The following is a 21,932-nucleotide window of genomic DNA, read 5'->3' as shown; positions in this document are numbered from 1 at the left end:
TAAATCCCTTACTTATATTCCTTAACCGAATCTATCAGGTTTTCCATATCATCCACTAAAGTTTTTACATCCTCGGATTTTCCATCAGAATTTATATTGATTACCAGTTCATTAGTTAAATCCTCAATTTGATCAATGATTGATTTTAAAATACTGATTTTATTTTCAAGCTCATTTTCCACCCTTGGAGTATCTTCAACAGCTAATTTTGTTATGTTTAATGCTCCATTAGCTTCATGATAAAACAATTCATGAGACTTATCAATAGCAGATATAAATCTGTCATAAGTTATTTGAGGAGGCTCAAAACGTTTTTCAATCAATTTTCTGACAGCAATTTCCTTTGATTCAAAAATTATTTTCAATTCTTCAACTTCTTCCGCATATTTTTTTAGAGATTGAAGTCCTTCATCTGTTTTGATTTCTGAAATTGTTGAATTACTGAATCTGGATTTATTGATTAGTTTTTTACTGCTTTTATCCTCATATTGTTTTAAATTGAAAATATAATACAGATAAATCAAAGGAAGAATAACCAATATCAATATTAAAAACATTGATAAGCGATTTCCTCCATAAATAACTGGAATTGAAATGCAAATTAAAATCATATAATATAATCCGATAATCCATGGAAGTGAATCATTGACAAGCATTACATCAGAATTATTCCCAACTCCCCTTTTAAGCCTGACTTTGGAAGCCTCTTTTGAGTGAGGAGCATATTCCAGGATTTCATCATCACTTAAAATATTGGAATCAGGTTCCATGACATATTTTAAATCAGAAAATGTTTCAACAGATTTCACTTCATTTCCATGACTATCATAAACCTTATAATCATTATATTTTAAAGGAGATTTTAATCTATTAATTTCATCCATTTTAGAATTATCATTAACCATTTCTCATTCTCCAATGAACAGTATATAAAAATATATAACTTTTAATGTTTTTAAACATTTGTATTAAAGTTGTTAATATGGATTAGAAAAAAAGAATTAAAAAAAAGAGATGAATTATTTAGCAAATTCACCTAAAAATTTCATGTCCTCCCCTATTTTCACCCGATCATGATATTCTGCAGTTGCTGAAAATAATGCATCACCGGAAGAGTTTAAAGCTGTTTCACAAGAATCCTGAATCACCCCAATTATAAATCCAACTGCAACAGCTTGCATAGAAATATCCTGGGTAATACCGAATAAAGAACATGCCATCGGAATCAACAATAATGAACCTCCAGCAACACCTGAAGAACCACAGGCAGCCAAAGTGGAAATGACACACAAAATTATTGTTGTAGGTAATGAAACGCTTATTCCTAATGTATGGCATACTGCCAGGGTCATGACTGTGATTGTTACCGCAGCACCTTCCATATTTATTGTAGAACCTAAAGGAATTGAAATAGAATAAAAATCACGATCCAATCCTAATTTTTCACAAAGTTCCATATTCACCGGAATATTAGCTGCTGAACTTCTTGAGAAAAATGCAGTAATACCACTTTCCTTTAAACATTTAAATACTAATGGATAAGGGTTTCTTTTTAATGCAAATCCCGCTATAATAGGGTCTGTTATGAATGCCACAGTTCCTATACACACCACCAACAATAAAATCAATTGTCCATACTGAGTAAATATTCCAATACCGCTTTCTGAAACTGAAGTAAATACCAAACCCATAATACCTATAGGTGCAAATTGAATTATACCTCTTACAATTTTAGTAACTGCACCTGCACAGTCTGTCAGAACGGATATCGTACTGTCTGCTGAAATAGATTTGAGTGCAATTCCAAATACAATAGACCAGAACAATATTCCCAAATATTCACCTTCAGACAATGACTTTAAAGGGTTTGAAAACACATTCAAAAGCATATTTGTAACAACATCCTCAAGACCTGTTGGTGCTGTTGCATTGCTTACTGTTGAAAGGTGCATTCCTACAGGAAACAGATAGCTTCCAGTAACTGCAACCATTGCTGCCAAAAAGGTACTGAACAGATATAAAACAATGACCGTTTTAAATCTTGAGCCTATTCCACTGCTTGCCTTTGAAATAGCTGAAGCAACTAAAACAAACACCAAAAGTGGAGCAATAGCTTTTAATGCGCTTACAAATAATTTTCCAGGTAGACCAATGACTGTTATATGCGGAACACAAACACCTAAAATGGTACCAATGATTAATCCAATGACAATTTTTAAAATTAAACTAGATTCAGTCCATTTTTTTACAATATCCTTTAAGATATTATCACCACTTTTCATCAAGAGCTTCAAGAACTTCATCAGTTGTCTCTTTTACTATTTCAGATGCCTCCAAAAATTTTTTCTTTTCATAATCATTCATATGAATAGGAACAATCATTGCAATTCCTTTTTTTGACAAAACAACAGGAACGCCTAAAGAAACATCTTTAACATCCTCAATTTCACCTTCAAGATATGTGCTTACTGTCAAAATCTTATGGCTGTCTGTAATAATAGTGGAAATCAAGTTTGATATCGCATAAGACGGTCCGTATTCGGTTGCGCCTTTTTTACTAATAATTGTATTTCCTGCATTTCTGAGTCTTTTTATAAGTCTTTTGACATCAACATCCACAGATTGGATGAAATATTTTAATGGAATACCACCAATTGTGGTGGAGCTTAAAAGCGGAACCATATGATCTCCATGTTCACCAATTACCCTTGTGTGAACTTCTGAACTGTTGATGTTAATGAATTTTGAGAAATATGTTTTTAATCTTAAAGAGTCCAAGTGATTTCCAATACCTATGACTCTATTTTTATCGAATCCAGAATATTTCAAAGCCACAGTTGTCATAATATCAACAGGGTTTGTTGCAATTAAAATAATTGAATCCGGAGCATGATTTGCAATCTGTTCTGCATATTTTTTAACGATTTTTGCATTAGGAATAGCTAAATCACGCCTGTTCATTCCTTCTTGTCTTGGAATCCCTGCAGTGATTAATACGATAGCTGAACCTTCAATATCATTATAATCAGATGATGGAGTAAGTGTACAATCAATATCCTCTGCCGCTAAAGCATCATACATATCAAAGGTTTCACCTTTTGCCTTATCGACACTTTGAGGTCTTGCAAACATTACAATTTCATCAACTGTATCAGCTCTTGCTAAGGTAAATGCAACATTTTTACCTATCACTCCAGTTGATCCCATAATACTAACTTTTACCATACTTAATATATTTATAAATAACTTATATAAAAATTATGAAATAAATAAAAAAACCTACAAAAAATATTAATTGTGTTATTATATCACCAAATAATTAAAAATATTCAAAAATAATAATTAAAAGAATAAAATAAAAAAATTTTTAAAAAAAATATGAATAATCTTCAAAATATTTGTGTTAGCTCACAGTTTCGCGAGTATTGTGGGCAGCCCAGTTCGGAACAAAATTTGAATAATAGCAACTTATCTGATTTTTGATGTTGTCATTCAGATTATAATTCAAACGAACTATCAGCCCATCATCATAGTTTTTATAATACCTTGTCTTCATATAGCTAACAGACAGCCATTTAGATGCAATATTATCATAAGTTCCATAGGAATTGCTTACCAATACCAGTTTACCATTAGTGCTGATATCTAATATAGCAACATAATGATTTCTAGCATGGAATACCAACGCACATCCTCCTTTTTTAAGTTCATTCAAAGCATATGCAAATGAATTTCTGTAATAGTATTCACATTTGAAATTCTTCTTTTCCAATACCTTACTCATGTCAGAGCATGAAGTTCCAAAAGCCTTTGTAGAATGTGCATATTTGGCAATATACGCCTCACACAGATAATTTTTTAAAACCTGACTGCACATACTGCATGAAGTCGGTCCGCAAGTATATGCTGTATCCTGCCAGTCTCTGACTTCAGGATATGAATATGACCTTCCCTTTAAAGACACTTTTATTATGCCCGGCCAATAACCATAAGTATTTGCATCAACAAGCTTTTCATTTATGGCTTTTTCAATTACATTCCATTTTTCCCTATTGAGAATGTGGTAGGTATTTGGATAATGTTTTGTTTTAAAGAATACATATTTTGTTAATTTATTCTTTAAAAATAAACATTGACTATCCCTTTTTAAAACTTCCATATACTGTGATTTAGTGAGTATATAAGTTCTGCTTCCATCTCCCCCAACATAGTTTCCAGTCATGACGTCAATATCTGGAGCGCCATTTTTTAATGGAACAACTTCTTTCAACGGATCCTTGGCGATTGCTTTATAGCAGTACATAATTTTAAATGTATAGTATTTTCCATATCTGGCTGAAACCTTATATTTGCCCACATCCATATTTGGCCTGATAATTACAATACCTTCTGCATTTGTTTTTTTGGAAAATTTTAAATTTCCTACTGTAACTGTGATTGTCTTTTTCCAATAACTGGAATAACCCTCACCTTTGAGATATATTCTTAAATATCCTCCGGTTATCAATTTGGAATTTCCTATGTTGAGTGATGTATGTTCATTAACATAAAAATTTACTTTTTTCGATGTTCTGAAATAATAATCATCTCCATCGAATTTATAATAAATGGAAAGCTTTTTAGAGGAAGATTTGATTTTGATAGCAATTCTTCCATTGACATTCGTCTTTTTTACATATGTTTTTCCGTTTAAAATTAATGTAATCTTTTTTGATGAGATTCCATTGCCATTCTCATCCTTTAAAAATGAATAAAAATAGTTATTATTTAAAACAAAATTTGATTGGTATATTATCGATGTTGATATTTTTGATAGTTTTAAATTAAATGTTTTTGAAGTGGCTTTGAAATTATCATCTTCCCTAGTTTGAATTGTCAGTTTATATTTTCCAGCGGGAAGATTAACATTTAACTTGGCAACTCCTTTTGAATTAGTCACCAACTTGAAATTCTTATTGTTTATTTTTGCAGTTATATTTTTAAATTTCAAAACGTTACCTGTACTGTCCACCAAATTAATATTGAGTACATCTTTGCTTTTAATATTATTTGAATCAATTGAAATAATGGGATGTGATTTTTCTACCGAATGTGAATCGCTTGAATTTTCAATTGCACCCAAACCGCCAGTTTCAATATGAGTATCATTAATGACATAGCCTAACTGTTCTGTTTCTGTTGAATTAAAATCAGCAGCATGAACCGTGCCAACTGCAAATAAAATAATGATTAAAAAAAATGTAAATTTTAAATTACTATTCATAATTCACCTATAATAATATTATTTCATTCAAGTATAAAAATAGTTTCATGAAAAAATCTTTTCAAAATAATTTATATATCATTAAAATAAAACTATTTTTATCGACATCGTGAGAGTATTTATGGAGTTCATTGTAGTTCTAGCCAGATTATATCCAAAAGATGGCTGTCAAGAAAGTGTATTAGAAATTTCACAAGAGTTAATAGAAAAATCACTTGAGGAAGATGGTAACCTCGAATATCAATTACTAAAATCCACAACTGATAACTCAATAACATTTATTGAAAAATGGGAAAATTTCGATTATTTGAGAGAACATATGGTATCAAGCCACTTCAAAACTTTTCGTTTAGAAACTAAGGATTTCGTTAAAGAAAGTGATATCCAAATTATAGGTGCTGAATAATTAAACCTATAATCCATTATTTTTTTTAATTTATTCCAGACACCTTATTAACATATGGAATTTTGCCTAAAATCCATAAGATTACAATGCACAAAACTATTGTAATAATTACATAAACCGGAATAGCTATAGCCAAGTTTTGAGAAATGAAAAACAAACGGGCAATTACTCTTTTTAATATAATGAAATGAGCCAAATAAATTCCAAAACTATATCTGCTCACCAAACTAAGCACATTACCAATTTGAGTATCTTCAATATTTTTTAAAAAATCAGTTTTTGACAGATATTTGGCAAATAAAAATGCATTGACTGAAATAATAACAATCAATGGATTAAAATATCCAAAATATGTGAAATGACTGTTGATATTGGTTGTTGGGACAACATAACCCACTATATAGAAGATATAACCAAAAAAGACAATCATGGAAGTGATTAAAACCATCTTTTTTGCAGAAATCCTTTTTCCAATGAAATCATTGTTTGCCATAAAATATCCTATTATGACATATGACAAAAATGAAAAATAATAAAACAACATTGATCGGTAAAACAGATGAAATACATCAAAATAATCTAAAATAATGAATAAAATAGCAAATGCAGTAAGAATATTAATGAATTTGCTAGCGAAACCGTCCATTCTTTTATTGCCATATGCAATTATCTGATTAATGATAAATATTGCAATATAAATCACAATAATCATCCAGATATACCAAAATGTAACTCCTAACGTTCCGGGTTTTGCAATGAAAATGTTAAATAACACGTTCCAGTCAAATACATGACCCACATAAATAAAATCATATATTGCATAAACTATTGCCCAAAAAATAAACGGAATTAAAATACGTGACAGTCTCTTTTGAAAAAAATTTTTGAATGAATCCTTTCTGTTTAAAAGCAAAATTCCACTAAGCATTACAAAGACAGGTATTGAAATATCTCTAAAACAGTTATAAAAAGTGGAGATATATAAATTTGGAGTATTGATACTTGTCAAAACGAATATAGTAGAAACATGACAGAACACTATTCCAATTATTGCAAATGCCCTAAGCACATCATAATAAAAAATTCTTTTGGTGTTATGCATATTACCTGACTAATTCCTTTTAAATGAATTCATTGCAGCTCTTGTAAGCAAATCTTTTTCAATCAACTGATCAACTTCATCGCGGGTAAACCATTTAAAGCCATCATGCTCTTCACTTATTGTAACCTCATCACTATCTGATGTTACTTTCATTATTAACTGTATTGATTTGACCTCTTCTTTGGTTTTACAGGCTGTATAATTATTTTGAATAACATTATAAAGGGATTCTATAGTTATAGTAAGTCCGGTTTCCTCCAAAAATTCCCTTCTGAGAGCATCGTCAAAAAATTCACATTTCTTTACTTTGCCTCCGGGAATTTCCCATCTGTTTGCATCATGGCTAGATTTGGACCTTACCTTTAAAAGCAGAATTTTACCGTTCACTTCACATATTCCGCGCACTGTTAATCCCCATAAATCATTCATAATAACACGTTTCCAGTAACTCTTAATTAATATTTGTAAAATTCATATAATAAATTTTTTTCAGTTTACATTTATACATTCATTCGGACAGATTGCCATGCATACCTTACATCGTTTGCATCCAAATGAATTGTTTACAGAGGACTTCTCATCCACCAATACCAAAACATTGTTGGGACAGGCAATAATGCATTTTTCACAGCCATCACACTCATCAATGTTGATGTCAATGTGTGATTCCTCTTCTATCTCTTCCTTTTGTTTTTTGTTTCTTTTGAAAAATGACCCTAAACCCATGTCAATTACTCCCTTATATGATAACTAGTTCGAAGTGTTAGAACTTCATCGAATTTGAGAAGCAACACATATCATTAATAATTAATTTGTAAAAAATTATATAAAAAACATGATGAAATTTTAAAGCTTGATGCATTATACAAAAAGTGATTTATATTAAAATAACACTCATTATTGATGTGAGAACTAAGAAAGTCATAATCCACTTTTACGTTTGAACAAGTATAAAAAATGCTTTAATATGACGGTTTTTGTAAATGCATTATTCTTGCATGCAGAAACACATTTTGAACAATGCTGGCACTTTTCAATATCCATTTCAATATGGTCATCATAAACTGTTATTAAATTCAAATCACATGCTTGCACAATCACCGCAGCAGATACAATTTTTTTCTACACGAAAAGACATAAAATTATCTCCTTTAAATATTCAAATTAAAATAACAGTCAAATAAAATATATTTTACATTTACTGATTTATAATATTTAGTATCAAACTTAAGTTAATCCTATGAAATTTTCACAATATGTCAAAAAAAAAAGTCAGATAAAATTAAAAAAAAATAGTTGAAAATATTTTAAAAAAATTCAAATAGATACAAATTACAGATTTTCATTGAAGAAATCTGCAATTTTTTCAAATGGAATTATATCCAAATCATCATACAGGTCTGTGTGAACTGCATCAGGAATTATCATTAATTCCTTATTGTCTCCGTTCAATTTTTCAAATTCATCCTTTGAGAAATAACATGAATGAGCCTTGTCACCATGTATTATCAGAACTGCAGAACGGATTTCATCTGAATATGCTATAATTGGCTGGGATATGAATGACATTGTTCCAATAGCTGTCCAACCATCGTTGGAGTTAAGTGAACGTTTATGATACCCTCTTTCAGTTTTGTAGTAATCATAATAGTCTTTTACAAAGAAAGGTGCATCATCCGGAAGTGGATCGACTACTCCTCCACCCATTGCATATTTTCCATTTTTGTAGTCTTCAGTTCTTTGGTTGTTAAGAGCAACTTTCATTTCATATCTTGCATCAGGGCTGTCTGCTTCATCAAAGTATCCTTTTGCATTGATACGAGTCATATTATACATTGTAGAAGTTACAGTTGCTTTTATACGAGTATCCAAACTGGCGGCATTTAAAGCCATGCCTCCCCATCCACATATTCCAAGGATTCCAATTCTATCTGCATCAACTTCATCATTTGTTACCAGAAAGTCAACAGCAGCCTGAAAATCTTCAGTGTTAATATCCGGTGATGCCATGAAACGTGGCTGTCCGCCACTTTCGCCTGTAAATGAAGGGTCAAAAGCTATTGTTAAAAATCCCATTTCAGCTAATTTTTGAGCATACAAACCGGAAGACTGTTCTTTAACTGCGCCAAACGGACCACATATTGCAATTGCAGGCAATTTACCATCAAAATCCAAGGGTTTGTATAAATCTGCTGCTAATGTTATTCCATAACGATTTATGAAAGTTACTTTTTCATGATTTACTTTGTCTGATTTTGGAAATACCTTATCCCAGTCATTAGTTAAAACTAGTTTTTCACATTCCATATTTATCACTGAATATAAATTAAAATGTAAAATATATAAATGTTGCGGTTTACAACAGTAAAATTTGTTAAAAAAAATAATGTAGGTTTAGAATTTTAAACCTAATTCGTAAGCTTCTTTCAATTTGTCTTCTTGCTCTTCAGCAACGATTCCTGCAGGACCCGCACTACCCGCATCCACATGACCTATTACATCATAGCCCATGAATGTGAATGGTGAGAATTTGGTAAGTTCAATATATTCTTTATAGGTTCCTTCAGGTTGGTTTTCAGTAAAGATTAATGCTGCCTTACCGGATAGGCTTTTATCTGGGTTTTGGCCAATACTGTAGAAACGGTCAATAATCAATTTTCCTTGAGCAGTCATTTGTCCATAATAGATTGGAGTTGCAAATATTACACCATCAGCAGCAACTAATTCATCCAATATTTTGTTACCGTCATCTGCACGCACACATTCAGGGTTTTCAGCACAGTACATGCATGCTTTACATGGTGCAATTTCTTCCTTTTCCAAGTAATATTTGACTACTTCTCCACCGTTTTCCTCAATTCCTTTTATCATTTCATCCATCAATACGTCACAGTTTCCACCTTTACGTGGACTAGCTTGAAGTGCTACAATTTTCATTTTTTTATCTCCGATTGTTATTAATTTTCAAAATAAGAAATTAATAATTATATTTTATTGAAAAATATATATATAAATATTATTTAAAAATCCTTAAATTAATTTTATATAAGTTAAAATTCATAAGTATTATAAAGGTGAAGATATGGAAATGAAAAAACTTTATGCCTTACTTATCATTTTAATAGTTATTTATGTGGGCATTAATGTGGCTGCAAACGGTTTAAATATTCTTAATACAAACGACAATACCACTAATAATACAAATGACAACAATGGTGATGGAATTACTGTCGGTGCAGGTAATTTTGCTAAAATATCTAATTTTAAAGAATCTAAAATAAATAATACTGCGGTTAATCTGGTTAACAGCAACAGTAACATGACTATTTTAGTCGAACAGCTTGACAGTTCACAAAATGTTTCTGATACAGCCAACAGTTTAATCAGTCAGGGTTCCTACACTTCAAATCAGAAAATTGACCAAAACGGTGTTCCTGCATACTTCCTATATCAAGAAAGTGAATCCAGTTATAATACAGATATCTACTTTGCTAAAGACGGCCAAAATTTCAAAATTAGTGGAGACAACATTACTTATGAAAACAGTGAAAGCTTCATAAACACATGTAAAAACATTATTGATACAATGAGTGCATCTTCAAGTGACGGCAAAATTAGCAGATGGTAAAATTTTAATTCGAGGGTTTAACAATCCTCAAAATCTATTTTTTAAGAGATTATATCATGAAATTATCAAAATCAAAGGTTAATTCCTATCTCAAGTGTCCACTGGAATTCAAATTTCAGTATATCGATGAAATTGAAGTTCCACAAAACAAGTATATGGCTCTTGGAAGCTATGTCCATTTGATTGCTGAAAAGTTTACAGAAAAGTTTGGGGACAACATTGAGGACGTTGACACTACAAATGAACTTTTGAAGATAGCATATGATTTGGACATAGGATATGACCTGACTTCACACATAGACAATCTAGGATCATTTTTTGATGAAGTTTTTGTTGAGGAAAACTATAAACTATTCTCAAATGAGGAATATTTACTTGATGAGAAAAACAGATTTTCTGGAATATGCGACATAATACTGGAGGATGAAAATGGAGATTTAGTCGTGATTGATTATAAAACAAGCAAATCAAGTTCATTTTCAAAATACCGCCTTGAATTATGCTATTATAAACTATTGGTTGAAAACGTTTATAATCGTGAAGTGTCAAGTGTTGGAGTCTTTTTTACAAAAAACGGTAAATTAAGATTATTAGATGTATGCAATGAAGACAACAAACGAAAATATCTGAATCAGACTGAAATTGATGAAGCTGTTGATACACTTCATAAAGTCAGAGCCAAAATAAATAAGGGCATTTTTCCAGCCCACAGACAATTTCTATGCAAATTCTGCACATACAAGGATATTTGTGATGGATGATTATTTTTGAGCCACAATTGTCATCCATTCAACGAATTTATCTGAAATTGATAAATTATTGTAATCATCATCTATTTTTGTGATGCTTCCATCCATTTTTTTAATTATTTCCTTTTTATTCTTTCCATCTCTTAAATATACAGTAATATCACAATATTCTGCAGATTTTAAGAACTCCTTGATTTCTTTATCGTTATAAACCGCCATATCAATAAATTTTTCGGACAATTTCATAATAATATTATCCGAACCGTTGGATTCCATGCCTATTAAAAATATTCCCCCTGGTTTGAGAACCCTTTTAACTTCCTTAAATGATTCAACAATATTAGGCCAAAAATATACTGTTTCAAAAGCTGTTACAATATCAAATCGATTGTCTTCAAAAGGCAGATTCTGGACATCACCTTCAAGAATTTCTACTTTATCTTTGTCAATATTTACCCTATTTACTTCACGGAAAAGCTTTACACTTTCAATGCTGTAGTCAACACCATAGACCTTTTTCGCTTTTTCAGCCATTCTATTAATATTTATTCCTCCCCCACATCCAACATCAAGAATTACATCATTGGAGTGAATATCCAAATGTTTCAAACCCCACAGGGAAACGGGAGTGTGCTCTTTATTCATAGATTTTAATTGAAGGTTTCCTAATTTTCCTTTTGGTTTTCTCATATTGTCAAAAAATCCCATATTATCATATCCTTAAGAATGGTATAAATCTTGATACTCTTTGTGAATATTCACGATATTCATTACCAAATTTCTCAATTAACCATTTCTCTTCCGTATTTATAATTACCAATGATAATAAAGCCCAGAAAATTATCGGTAGAATAAACAAGTATAAATTATTTGAAATAAAAATCGACCTGTTGAAACGAATAAAAATGCCGAATATATTGGATGTCGGACATATGCATAGATTCCTGTTGTAATAAGATTACTCTCCAAAATGTTTTCGGTAATTTTGGATCGGACTACAGATAAAATCCAGAATATGACTCCCAAAACTAGGAATATTACCCCAATAATTAAAAATGGTGCATTCAAATAATCAACTTTAAATACAGGTATTTTAATTGCAAAACTGAATAAAAGCGTTATTGCTAACATCGGAATAATCAAATAAGGTCCAACACCATAAACCGGCAAATGATCATCGTCCATGTAATATAATATATTCTTCAAATATTAAAATTTTTTGGTGTACCTAAATTTTATATGTAATTTTTTATTTCAGATATTATCTCCAGAATGTCCTCATCATCTTTGAATTGATTGAGATAATTAAGGCAGATATCTATTCCCCTCAAATCATCATGTTCATAGAAATATCTTTCAAAATCAGTGTAATTTACATTGCTCATATTAAACTCCTCATAATAATTCAGAGGATGATTTAAAATGAATTCAAAACCGTTTTCAGTAAGTTTACCATCAAAGTAATTGTTTTCTTCAAGAAACTTTTTCAAGACCCGCCAGTCAATGTCATAGGTATTTTCAATTGTGAAAACAGCATAATTAAAATCTATCCCCTCATCTATAAGCTTCAGGAATTTGTAGGAAACATATCTTATGTCCTCCTTGAAATCATCATTAGAAGATTTGATAGTTTCCAGTAGACTGTCAAACATTTCATCGGGGTCGTAATTCAGGTTGATTCCGCAGAAATGGCAGAATTTGTCATGGTCATCAATCGGCATGCCGCAGTACGGACATGTGTCACTGTGAGATTTGATTGTAGGTTCAGTCGGTTTGTCAAATAGATAAGCCAATCTGATTAACAATGACTCATTTAAAATCATTCCAGCCTCATATTCCTCTTTAATCTGCTGTTTAATTTCCAATGCATTAGTGTATGTTACATGTGCGTCATCTATCAATGATTCAATATATGGTGAAAGATTATTCTCATCACCTATAACCTCTTCAAGAGTATATGACTTGACTGAAAGTTTGTCTTCAAGCTCAATCACCGCATTGATAAGTTTTTCATGATGATTTGTAAAGAGGCATCTAATTTCATCAAAATACTCATCATCAATTTGTTTTCTTTTGTTGAGACAATCATAATTGATTATGTCATAGTTCAATGGAGCGCTGTATGCAAAATGTGATTTATCCAAATCAAGGAAATGAATGCTTGCACATGCGTTTAAATCATAAAAATGAGTGGATAGCTCTTCAGATGAATCATACTCCACATTTGAGAGCACATGTTCACCAGGCACAATGAATTCAAAAGAGCTGGCAACGATATTATCTGTAATTTTTTTTGCAAAACCATATTTAACCAGTAATTCCACAACCAAACGAGTAGGTTCGATAATGCTGGGCTTGTTCTGCTCTTTCATTGTTTTAGTTAATTCATCTAAAAATAATCCGTTTCCTCTGAACTTTGGCAAAACATAAATATTGTTCAGGGCAGAAGTCATGAATTCCCTTGAATAGTCATAAGAACAGAAACCTACAACTTTGGTTTCATAAACAAGTTCCTTGAATAGACTGCATGTAGGATTCTTAACGGAAAATTCCTCCATTTTCATTGAATCAACAATATAACCATAATTTTCTTTCAATATTTCCATTACATCCAAAGTATCTTCGGTAAGATAAACCTTTTGAATGTTATTTTCTCGAATTAGATAATCCATGATAATGCCCCATGTATTAATAATATATAGGAAAATCATTATATTTAAATTAATCTATGAATATATCTTTTTTAGGTTTAAAAAAATATTATTAATTTAGTTTTACCAAAATAAAGAATTTAAAAAGGATTAAATTTTTGATATGCCTAAAATTATTTTTATTTATTATAAAAACAAATTTAATATTATGAAGATATTATTAATCGGCGCCGGAAGTGTAGGAATCGGAATACTCACATCAGTTGCATCACAGGGAGCGGAAGTATCTGTATATGCAAGAGGAGAAACAGCAAAGGCAATAAGAAAGAACGGAATTAAGAGATGTGGACTATTTGAACATTATGAAATTAAGGATGTGCCAGTTTATGAATCATACTCAGACATTCCTGAAAACACATTTGATTATATTTTCATTGCTTCAAAAACAACCGCAAATGAAGAAATTGCAGATAACCTAAACAGTCACAGAAACATCCTGAAGAATGACGCCAAAATCATCATATTCCAAAACGGATTTGGAAACGATGCATTATACCTCAGATATTTTCCAAAAAATCAGGTATTTTCAGCACGCGTGATTACCGGATTTAAAAGACATGAAAGATACATCAGTGAAATAACAGTATATACAGAACCTGTCCTTCTTGGATCACTACAGCACGAAAATCCAAGTTGTTTAAGAGAAATTGCTTCAATGATAACCTCATCTGGAATAAAATGTGAACTTACAAACGAAGTTGACAGATATTTGTGGGCAAAGATGATTTATAACTGTGCATTAAATCCATTAGGTGCCATCTTGAATGTGAATTACGGAAAACTGACTGAAAGCGAATATTCGATGGAAATAATGGATAAAATAATTGATGAAATCTTTGAAGTAATCAAGGCATCAGGCTATTCCACCCTTTGGAACACTTCAAACGAATATAAGGATATTTTTTATTCCAAACTGGTTCCGGATACTTATGAACATTACTCTTCAACCCATCAGGATATCAAAAGAAAAATTAAAACTGAAATTGACTCATTGAATGGTAAGGTCATTGAGCTTGGCGAGAAAAATAATGTTGATGTAAGCACAAATAGAATTATCTATAATCTAATCAAAAGTATTGAAAAAGACTTTTAATTACTATTCGGATACTAAAACTTTATATAGGTTGAAATTATAAATAATATTGTTCATATTGTTATATACTATTTTTTTATAATATGAACAATGGTGATGGTTGAAATGAGCATTCGTTTGTATTCCTTTAGTGGTGTTTAGGAAGAGAATGTTCATTTGTTTTTAAAAACTTTTTTTTAACGATTATTTATTAATTAGGTGAAATTATGAGCGAACTTAAACAATTAGTAGAAAAATTTATTGAACTTGATGATGATTTAAATGCAAAAATAGAAAAGGAATTAGAAAATTCAGAAGATCTTCCCGAAAGCTTTGAAGAAGACAACAAGGAACAGATTGAAGAACTTGGTGAAATATACCATGAAATAGAACACAAAGTTTTTAATGAAGAATTTATCATCGTTTCAAATGCAAAAAGCGAAGAAAAAGAAGTGGTTGCTTTAATCATAAGTGAAGAAGACGACGAAGATGAAGAATTCGTAATACCCGTTTACACTGATGAAAAAGAAGCTGAAGAGGCAATCACTGTTTTCAAAGAACAGTTTGAAGACAATGAATTTGAATGCGACACCAAAGTCGGAAGCGAAATAGTGGCAGATTATGCAGATGATGAAGGTTTCATTGGCCTTGCAATCAATGCACCACAATGGGATTTCGTTATCGGCGGAGAAGATGTTCACGACTGCTGTGAGTAAATATGAACCCTAAAGATTACGAAGACTATCAGAAAAATAATGTAAAGGCATCAAAAAGTCAGCTTAAGGAATATATCCAAATATATGCTGATATGGCCAAAAAACTTAAAACTGAACAGGCCGTTGAACTTGATGCAGTAAAAGAAAACATCAAGCAAACTTATCCTGAAGAGATTTACTTCACTTTGGTTGATGAAGTTGACCGGCCTGTGAAACTGACACTTACCGAGGCATCAAAACAATATATTATTCCAATTTTTACAGATATCAGGGAATATGCAGTTGGAAGTGCAAAAATAGCAAAACTCTTTTTGGATAAATTAGAAATGAAGGTAATGACTCCTGAAGACATCACAAAAATAGCTGAAGAAGATGAACATTTCCAGGGATTTGTAATAAATCCCCATTCCCAAAACTTCAATATGGACCGGAACGGTGATTTTTAAATGAAATTCATTTGCCCTTCAATTGGAGAAGGTCATGAAAGGGACTTTCTTGTATGTGGTAGCATTGATGAGTTTAAAATTATTGTTTTTTCAAGTCTTGAAGAATATGAAGAAGGCTTAAAACATATGGATTTGAGTGATTATACTCCTTGTGAAGTGTCACTTGAACTATTTAAAGAGCTTTCAAAAAATGATGATGCCTTTTCGGGCATAATATTAAATATGCATAATGAAAACAAGCATGTTGACAAAAATGAGATAATGGAAGAATCATTCTTCTGATTTCTCATCCATTTCCTCTTCTTCTACAACATCATCAACATAATATTTATATCTATAAGACATTTTAAATCCTTTTACAACTTCACGTTTAGGTCTTCTTTTACGTCTTATAACCGGTGCATGGGAATTTCTAAATTCCTCTTGGTGTGGTTTAACTAAACTTTTATTCTCACGGTAATATTGAGAATTCCTATGACGAGTATGTGGTGCTTTATACATTCTTTTTCTAAGTAATCGTCTGTTACTAGATGCCCGCCTCAACACGAAAATCACTTATCTTCTGTTTCTGTTTTTGGTTGCAGATTTATCTAAAGTAGCTTGAATCTCATCAATTCTTTCGACAACCACTTTAATAGCTTGTTCACCTTGACGGGTAGGATTGATACCCTGTTCTACAAGTAAAGCATCCCTAATATCTCTTAATCTATCGATTGAATCGATTTTCATAATAGTACTATAAAACATTTGAATAATTCCTCCAAAATAATAAACTATTATAAATGTATGAATTTTATTATAAAAAAGTTTTTTGACGGAAAAATAATTGCCAAATGATAAATATAACCAAATGAAATTAAATAATATGTATACAAAATTAAAGGTAATCTATTTGGCAGGTGGATGCTTTTGGGGCGTGGAAGCATTTATATCCCGATTGAAGGGAGTCAATCAGACAGAGGTAGGCTATGCTAATGGGAATGATTTGGCACCGACATATGAAAAGGTATGCACAGGCAAAACAGGCCATGCCGAAAGTGTCAAGGTAACCTACAATCCTGAAATCATTTCCCTTGAGGAAATTTTAGAAAAATATTACATGATTATTGATCCTTATTCATTAAACCGTCAGGGTCCAGACATCGGAACTCAATACCGTACAGGTGTCTACTGGCAGGAGGAATCCCAAAGGGAAGACATCCTGAAATTTTTTGCAAAAAAACAGAATGAGGATTGTGAAAAAATTGTCGTTGAAGTTGGTCCTATTGGATGCTTTTACACAGCTGAGGAATATCACCAGAAATATCTTGAAAAAAATCAGCAGGGCTATTGTCATGTTGATTTAAATTTAATAAACGATGAAGAATTCAAACACTTGACTCGTGAAGAGTATGAAATAACACAGCTTTCTATGACAGAACCGCCATTTAGTGGTGAATATGATGACTTTTATGAAGATGGTGTATATGTAGATGTTGTAAATGGTGAACTTCTTTTTTCTTCTGAGGACAAGTTTGACTCAGGATGCGGTTGGCCTGCATTTACAAAACCCATTTCCGAAGATGTAATAACAAAAAACAGGGATTTTTCACATGGAAGCACAAGAGTTGAAGTCAGAAGCGCCAAAGCCAATTCCCACCTTGGCCATGTCTTCAATGACGGACCTGGAGGGGCAAAAAGATACTGCATCAACTCTGCAGCATTGAAATTCATTCCAAAACAAGAGATTGAAGAATATATTAACAATAAAAACAAAAAGTAGATATAATGAAAATCGAAGAAATAAAACATCCTAAGCTTAAAAATCATATCAACATGATTTATATGCATGGCGAAAATCAAAACCAGAAAGCAATTGAAAAAACAGAACAGACAATTAAAGAATATATTTCAGATAAAGAATTCATAATTTCTGTTGAAGGCGGAAAACCAGTGAAAATTCCATATGCAAATGACGGGCAGTATCTGGTTCCAATATTTACTGACGCACTAGAATATAAAAATGGAATGCAGTACTTTTCCTTGAATGTGATGGATGAAAACAAGGATTATGTGATTGAAAAACTTGATTACTTTAAAAAATTAAAAGAAGATCCTAATTTCTTAGGATACATCGTAAATATAGCTCGTGTAAGTTATATCATTAACATTACATTAATCTAACAAAATTTTTCGTTTATTTCTTTTACTATTTCTTCAAATCTTTTTGAAACTTCATCATCCGGATTTAATGTTGAAATAGTTGCCTCTTTATTTGGGGAATTGGAGACTGATTCTTCAATAGGCAAATCGCCTAAATATTCAATTTCCATTTCTTCTGCAAATAATTTACCGTTACCTTCACCGAATATGTGTAGCTTTTCATCACAGTGAGGACAAATATAATAAGCCATGTTTTCAATAAGACCTATTTTCTTAATATTCATCATTTCAACCATTTTTACACATTTTAAAACATCTTCCTGAGACACTACATTAGGAGTGGTTACCATAATTACTGCATCTGCATCAGGAATTGTCTGTAAAACTGTCAAAGGTTCGTCACCGGTTCCAGGTGGGTTATCGATAATTAAAAAGTCAAGTTTTCCCCAATATACATCGGAAATCAATTGTTTGATAGCGCCTGTTTTTTGAGGACCTCTCCAAATGATAGGTCTGTCTATAGCGTCAATTAAAAATGCCATTGACATTACTTTCAAACCTGTTGGAGTAACTACCGGAAACATTGAATGGCTGTATTCTTGCTGTTTTGCCTTGATGAATTCTGCTTCCTCTTCTTTTGTTTCAAAAGTTTCTTTAGCCATTGCATTTTCAGTTATTTCCTTGAAGGTATCAAATTGAAATTGATTAAATTCCTGTTCTAAAATTTCGATTCCAAGCATTTTAGGAATGTTTGGTCCGTGAATATCTGCATCAAGTATTCCTGTTGCATATCCCATTGATTGTAATGTTTCAGCAATGTTAGCTGCAACGGTGGATTTTCCAACTCCTCCTTTTCCACTCATAACAACTATTTTATGCTTGATTTGGCCAAGGTTTTTAGCTATTCTCAATTCTTGTTCAATCATTTGTCTTTGTTGTTCAGGTGTCATTTGGCCTCCGTGACCATGATGACCGTGACCGTGTCCATGTTCTGGCATTAATATCATCTCCAAAAATATTTATTTAATTAAATTTTTTACTAACCTCTTCAACGGCAAGGATTAATGGGTCTGTAACCATTGATACCGGTGGTGCATAAGCAAATTCCATATTACTTAAATCAAAGCAGGTCAATCCTTCGGTAATAGCCAAAGTCATGGTATCAATTCTTTCAGCTACCCTTTCTTCAGCTATGATTTGACAACCTATAATGGTTCCGTTACCGTCACAGATAACCTTGATGTCCATAGGTTTTGCATTAGGATAGTATCTTGCTCTTGTAAGTGCCTGCACTTTTTGTACAACAGGTCTGATCTGGTTTTGTTGAGCGAAACTTGTGGTATATCCTACAGCACCAAATTCCAATTTGCCCACTTTAGAAACCATTGAATTCAATACAGGATTGAATTTGGATTTTTTACCGCAGATTGTACGAGCTAATGTTTTTGATTCACGAACAGCTGTAGTTCCTAAGTGAGAAATTGTATTAAATCCTAAAATAAGGTCTCTGGATTCGACACAGTCTCCAACAGCGTAAACATCTTCAACTGATGTTTCCATTCTGTCATTTACAATGATTGCCCATCTTCCGATGTCACATCCTGCCATTTCAGCAAGTTCCAATTCAGGTCTTACACCTGTTGCCATTATTACCATGTCAGCGTCATAAACCTCTTCATCACCGAAACATGCCTTTTCGACTTTACCATCACCGATTAATTTAGTGATAGGTTTACCTAATACAACTTTAATTCCTTCCATTCCAAGGTATTTTACCAATATGTCGGACATGTCCTTATCCAAAGATCTTGGAACAATTTGAGGCATCATTTCACTTAATATAACATCCAAACCTTGTTTTTTAAGAGCAAATGCAATTTCTATACCAATTAAACCTGCACCAGTTACGATTGCGCTTTTTGCATCTTTCATAGCTTCCTGTACTTTCATACCGTCTTCAATGTTTCTGATTTTGAATACTCCATCCAAGTCCACACCCTGCATTGGAGGGACAAATGGATTTCCTCCTGTAGCCAATACAAGCTTGTCATATGGTATGACAGTATCTTTACCATTCTTTTGATAAGTCACGGTTTTTTTATCAGAATCAACTGCAGTCACTTCTGCCTCAATGATAACATCAATATCTTTTTCTTTATAATCTTCAGGAGTTCTCATAACAATATCATCGAATGATTCAATTGTTCCGGACAATACATAAGGAATAGCGCATGGAGAATATGCTACTTTGTTGTCTCTTGTGAGAACTGTAATTTCTATATCTTTGTCAATTTTGCGAATATTTGAAGCTGTTGATATTCCTCCAGCTCCTCCACCTACGATTACTACTTTCATTTTAACAAACCCATTAAAGATTTATACAATATAATATATATTAAAAAATGATATAAAAAGATTAAGGTTTTTTAAATGAGAGAAATTGAATTTAATCTAAATGAAAATCCATTCATTAATTTCCAATCTTCCAGATACACCATGTCTGCAAGAATCAGTGTGGAAAAAATGTGGAATTGGTGTCATGAACACGATAAATCATTTTTTGTCATGAGTCTGGGCTGTCTGATGAATGCAGTAAACAGAGTACCGGCACTAAAAAGAAGAATAATAAACAATAAGGTTTATGAATTTGACTATCTTGAGGCAACCACACCAATAATGGATGAGAAAAACGAAATATATAAGGAAATGAGAGTTGAAACCCCACAAAACTTTGATACCCTCAATGAATGGCATGATTATGTTAAAGATCTCTCAAAATCAATTTTGAATGGTGAAAATAAGGGATTTACTGTGGATATGGAAAAAAGAGATATGGAAAACATCGCAAACTTTTCATGCATCCCATGGATTGATTTTGACTCAATTACAAGCTGTGTTGTGACAGGCCGTCAAATCCAGCCGTTGATAAGCTGGGGACGTATAAATGAAGATAAAGAAATGACAGTTGCTATTACAGTAAGTCATATCTTTGTCAACGGCAGGGAACTTGGGTATTTCTATGAATATGCTCAGGAGGAATTTACAAAATTACCAACCAGATACTGAGTTGTTGAACTTACTTTTTGAAATCCTTGTACATGTTTGAATTATTCTCAAAAAATCATCTTCATTTGGAATACTGCATTTTTACATTTATTTTATATTTTTCATTTAATTCCACTGAAAATAAAATTAGAATTTAAAATGGAAAACCCCAAATATTGTATAAAATAAAATAATATTTATTAATAATAATGAAAATATTATTTTTTATAAAATTGTCTACAGAAAATTAGTAATTTTATGAAAATAAACGAGCTACTTTTAATCTTCTGCAACAGATTCAATGTCAGTTGCTTCCAGTTTCATAATTACCGGTCTTAACCCGTCATTACATGAGACAATTGCCACACCAGGAGTTTTAATCCAATCACTGTAATACCAGATTTCCTGAACACCGTGAGCCAATGCAAAAACATACTGATAGATAGCCTTCCAGGCCTCATCACAAAAGTTTTCAGGCTTTGCATAATCCGCATAATATACCTGACCTTCACTCATCATAGGACATGTTGAAAGTCCCTCAATACCATATTCCTTTGCAAGATCCTCTTGAAAAGTAGTCTTTAGGATTGTAATTTTAACTTTTTTCATGAATTAATATATGAATCTGATTATCTATAATCCTATTGAAAAA

Annotated in this window: 28 protein-coding genes; 10 read left to right on the top strand and 18 right to left on the bottom strand. The window is 31.8% G+C overall.

What is annotated here, in order from left to right; genetic code table 11:
- Positions 1-8: 8 nt before the first annotated feature.
- The 4 genes from Q0P94_RS00485 to Q0P94_RS00470 form a co-directional block, all read right to left on the bottom strand.
- Entirely contained in the window at positions 9-905 is an 897-nt protein-coding gene (locus Q0P94_RS00485; protein ID WP_295112353.1) for a hypothetical protein, read from the bottom strand.
- Positions 906-1,019: 114 nt separating this feature from the next.
- Positions 1,020-2,282, bottom strand: a complete 1,263-nt coding sequence (sstT, locus tag Q0P94_RS00480; protein WP_295112350.1) for a serine/threonine transporter SstT — start codon at positions 2,280-2,282, stop codon at positions 1,020-1,022.
- A complete protein-coding gene (locus tag Q0P94_RS00475) occupies positions 2,269-3,225 on the bottom strand; it encodes a malate dehydrogenase (protein ID WP_295112348.1) in 957 nt (318 codons plus the stop codon). Before Q0P94_RS00475 ends, sstT begins: the two co-directional genes overlap by 14 nt.
- Positions 3,226-3,403: 178 nt before the next feature.
- Positions 3,404-5,263 (bottom strand): hypothetical protein, encoded by a 1,860-nt coding sequence (locus Q0P94_RS00470; RefSeq protein WP_295112345.1) that lies wholly within the window; start codon positions 5,261-5,263, stop codon positions 3,404-3,406.
- Between the two features lie 121 nt (positions 5,264-5,384).
- Between Q0P94_RS00470 and Q0P94_RS00465 the strand changes: the two genes are divergently transcribed.
- On the top strand, positions 5,385-5,669 hold the full coding sequence (locus Q0P94_RS00465; RefSeq protein ID WP_295112342.1) for a putative quinol monooxygenase: 285 nt from the start codon (positions 5,385-5,387) through the stop codon (positions 5,667-5,669).
- Positions 5,670-5,694: 25 nt separating this feature from the next.
- Here Q0P94_RS00465 and Q0P94_RS00460 read toward each other — a convergent pair whose 3' ends face one another.
- The 6 genes from Q0P94_RS00460 to Q0P94_RS00435 all read right to left on the bottom strand — a co-directional run bounded on the left by Q0P94_RS00460 (position 5,695) and on the right by Q0P94_RS00435 (position 9,708).
- Entirely contained in the window at positions 5,695-6,771 is a 1,077-nt protein-coding gene (locus tag Q0P94_RS00460; protein ID WP_295112339.1) for an acyltransferase, read from the bottom strand.
- A gap of 9 nt (positions 6,772-6,780) precedes the next feature.
- Entirely contained in the window at positions 6,781-7,200 is a 420-nt protein-coding gene (locus Q0P94_RS00455; RefSeq protein ID WP_295112336.1) for an NUDIX domain-containing protein, read from the bottom strand.
- Between the two features lie 60 nt (positions 7,201-7,260).
- The gene (locus Q0P94_RS00450; protein ID WP_295112333.1) at positions 7,261-7,497 is read right to left on the bottom strand and encodes a 4Fe-4S dicluster domain-containing protein; all 237 of its coding nucleotides are present in this window, start codon (positions 7,495-7,497) and stop codon (positions 7,261-7,263) included.
- Between the two features lie 195 nt (positions 7,498-7,692).
- Positions 7,693-7,866: a 4Fe-4S binding protein gene (locus tag Q0P94_RS00445; protein ID WP_295112329.1), complete on the bottom strand. Its 174-nt coding sequence runs from the start codon at positions 7,864-7,866 to the stop codon at positions 7,693-7,695.
- Positions 7,867-8,103: 237 nt separating this feature from the next.
- The gene (locus tag Q0P94_RS00440) at positions 8,104-9,078 is read right to left on the bottom strand and encodes an alpha/beta hydrolase (protein ID WP_295112326.1); all 975 of its coding nucleotides are present in this window, start codon (positions 9,076-9,078) and stop codon (positions 8,104-8,106) included.
- 87 nt (positions 9,079-9,165) lie between these two features.
- Positions 9,166-9,708 carry a flavodoxin family protein gene (locus Q0P94_RS00435; protein ID WP_295112323.1) on the bottom strand — a complete coding sequence of 181 codons (543 nt, stop codon included), beginning with the start codon at positions 9,706-9,708 and terminating at the stop codon, positions 9,166-9,168.
- Positions 9,709-9,853: 145 nt separating this feature from the next.
- Here Q0P94_RS00435 and Q0P94_RS00430 point away from each other — a divergent pair, with 145 nt between their 5' ends.
- Positions 9,854-10,399 (top strand): hypothetical protein, encoded by a 546-nt coding sequence (locus tag Q0P94_RS00430; protein WP_295112320.1) that lies wholly within the window; start codon positions 9,854-9,856, stop codon positions 10,397-10,399.
- A 56-nt stretch (positions 10,400-10,455) separates the two neighbouring features.
- Positions 10,456-11,160, top strand: coding sequence for a PD-(D/E)XK nuclease family protein (locus Q0P94_RS00425; protein ID WP_295112317.1), 705 nt, complete (start codon positions 10,456-10,458; stop codon positions 11,158-11,160).
- Here the strand turns inward: Q0P94_RS00425 and Q0P94_RS00420 are convergent, their stop codons facing one another.
- From Q0P94_RS00420 to Q0P94_RS00410, 3 genes are all read right to left on the bottom strand, one after another.
- Complete coding sequence (locus Q0P94_RS00420; RefSeq protein WP_295112314.1) at positions 11,161-11,856, bottom strand: class I SAM-dependent methyltransferase; 696 nt, start codon at positions 11,854-11,856, stop codon at positions 11,161-11,163.
- Positions 11,857-11,988: 132 nt separating this feature from the next.
- A complete protein-coding gene (locus tag Q0P94_RS00415; RefSeq protein ID WP_295112312.1) occupies positions 11,989-12,333 on the bottom strand; it encodes an isoprenylcysteine carboxylmethyltransferase family protein in 345 nt (114 codons plus the stop codon).
- A 50-nt stretch (positions 12,334-12,383) separates the two neighbouring features.
- Positions 12,384-13,820, bottom strand: a complete 1,437-nt coding sequence (locus tag Q0P94_RS00410) for a zinc-ribbon domain-containing protein (RefSeq protein ID WP_295112309.1) — start codon at positions 13,818-13,820, stop codon at positions 12,384-12,386.
- A gap of 187 nt (positions 13,821-14,007) precedes the next feature.
- Between Q0P94_RS00410 and Q0P94_RS00405 the strand changes: the two genes are divergently transcribed.
- The 4 genes from Q0P94_RS00405 (at position 14,008) to Q0P94_RS00390 (ending at position 16,375) form a co-directional block, all read left to right on the top strand.
- Positions 14,008-14,952, top strand: a complete 945-nt coding sequence (locus Q0P94_RS00405; RefSeq protein ID WP_295112307.1) for a ketopantoate reductase family protein — start codon at positions 14,008-14,010, stop codon at positions 14,950-14,952.
- 206 nt (positions 14,953-15,158) lie between these two features.
- Positions 15,159-15,647: a hypothetical protein gene (locus Q0P94_RS00400; protein ID WP_295112304.1), complete on the top strand. Its 489-nt coding sequence runs from the start codon at positions 15,159-15,161 to the stop codon at positions 15,645-15,647.
- Between the two features lie 2 nt (positions 15,648-15,649).
- Positions 15,650-16,093 (top strand): hypothetical protein, encoded by a 444-nt coding sequence (locus tag Q0P94_RS00395; RefSeq protein WP_295112301.1) that lies wholly within the window; start codon positions 15,650-15,652, stop codon positions 16,091-16,093.
- Positions 16,094-16,375, top strand: a complete 282-nt coding sequence (locus tag Q0P94_RS00390) for a hypothetical protein (RefSeq protein ID WP_295112298.1) — start codon at positions 16,094-16,096, stop codon at positions 16,373-16,375. It abuts the gene before it with no gap.
- Here Q0P94_RS00390 and Q0P94_RS00385 read toward each other — a convergent pair.
- Positions 16,364-16,594 carry a hypothetical protein gene (locus tag Q0P94_RS00385; RefSeq protein WP_295112296.1) on the bottom strand — a complete coding sequence of 77 codons (231 nt, stop codon included), beginning with the start codon at positions 16,592-16,594 and terminating at the stop codon, positions 16,364-16,366. The genes Q0P94_RS00390 and Q0P94_RS00385 overlap by 12 nt on opposite strands.
- A gap of 54 nt (positions 16,595-16,648) precedes the next feature.
- A complete protein-coding gene (locus tag Q0P94_RS00380; RefSeq protein ID WP_295112293.1) occupies positions 16,649-16,840 on the bottom strand; it encodes a hypothetical protein in 192 nt (63 codons plus the stop codon).
- A gap of 118 nt (positions 16,841-16,958) precedes the next feature.
- On the opposite strand from Q0P94_RS00380, the gene msrA reads away from it, so the two are divergent.
- Together msrA and Q0P94_RS00370 are read left to right on the top strand one after the other, a co-directional pair.
- A complete protein-coding gene (msrA, locus tag Q0P94_RS00375) occupies positions 16,959-17,855 on the top strand; it encodes a peptide-methionine (S)-S-oxide reductase MsrA (protein ID WP_295112291.1) in 897 nt (298 codons plus the stop codon).
- 5 nt (positions 17,856-17,860) lie between these two features.
- Entirely contained in the window at positions 17,861-18,256 is a 396-nt protein-coding gene (locus tag Q0P94_RS00370; protein WP_295112288.1) for a hypothetical protein, read from the top strand.
- Here Q0P94_RS00370 and Q0P94_RS00365 read toward each other — a convergent pair.
- Positions 18,253-19,233, bottom strand: coding sequence for an Mrp/NBP35 family ATP-binding protein (locus Q0P94_RS00365; RefSeq protein ID WP_295112285.1), 981 nt, complete (start codon positions 19,231-19,233; stop codon positions 18,253-18,255). The genes Q0P94_RS00370 and Q0P94_RS00365 overlap by 4 nt on opposite strands.
- A gap of 25 nt (positions 19,234-19,258) precedes the next feature.
- Positions 19,259-20,590, bottom strand: a complete 1,332-nt coding sequence (locus Q0P94_RS00360) for an FAD-dependent oxidoreductase (protein WP_295112283.1) — start codon at positions 20,588-20,590, stop codon at positions 19,259-19,261.
- A 75-nt stretch (positions 20,591-20,665) separates the two neighbouring features.
- Here Q0P94_RS00360 and Q0P94_RS00355 point away from each other — a divergent pair, with 75 nt between their 5' ends.
- Entirely contained in the window at positions 20,666-21,301 is a 636-nt protein-coding gene (locus Q0P94_RS00355) for a CatA-like O-acetyltransferase (RefSeq protein ID WP_295112280.1), read from the top strand.
- Positions 21,302-21,559: 258 nt separating this feature from the next.
- On the opposite strand, the gene Q0P94_RS00350 is transcribed toward Q0P94_RS00355, so the two are convergent.
- The gene (locus tag Q0P94_RS00350; RefSeq protein ID WP_295112277.1) at positions 21,560-21,889 is read right to left on the bottom strand and encodes a TIGR04076 family protein; all 330 of its coding nucleotides are present in this window, start codon (positions 21,887-21,889) and stop codon (positions 21,560-21,562) included.
- Positions 21,890-21,932: the final 43 nt, after the last annotated feature.

This window comes from uncultured Methanobrevibacter sp., assembly GCF_946184425.1.
Taxonomy (GTDB): Archaea; Methanobacteriota; Methanobacteria; order Methanobacteriales; family Methanobacteriaceae; genus Methanocatella.
This window is presented reverse-complemented; position numbering and strand designations above follow the sequence as displayed.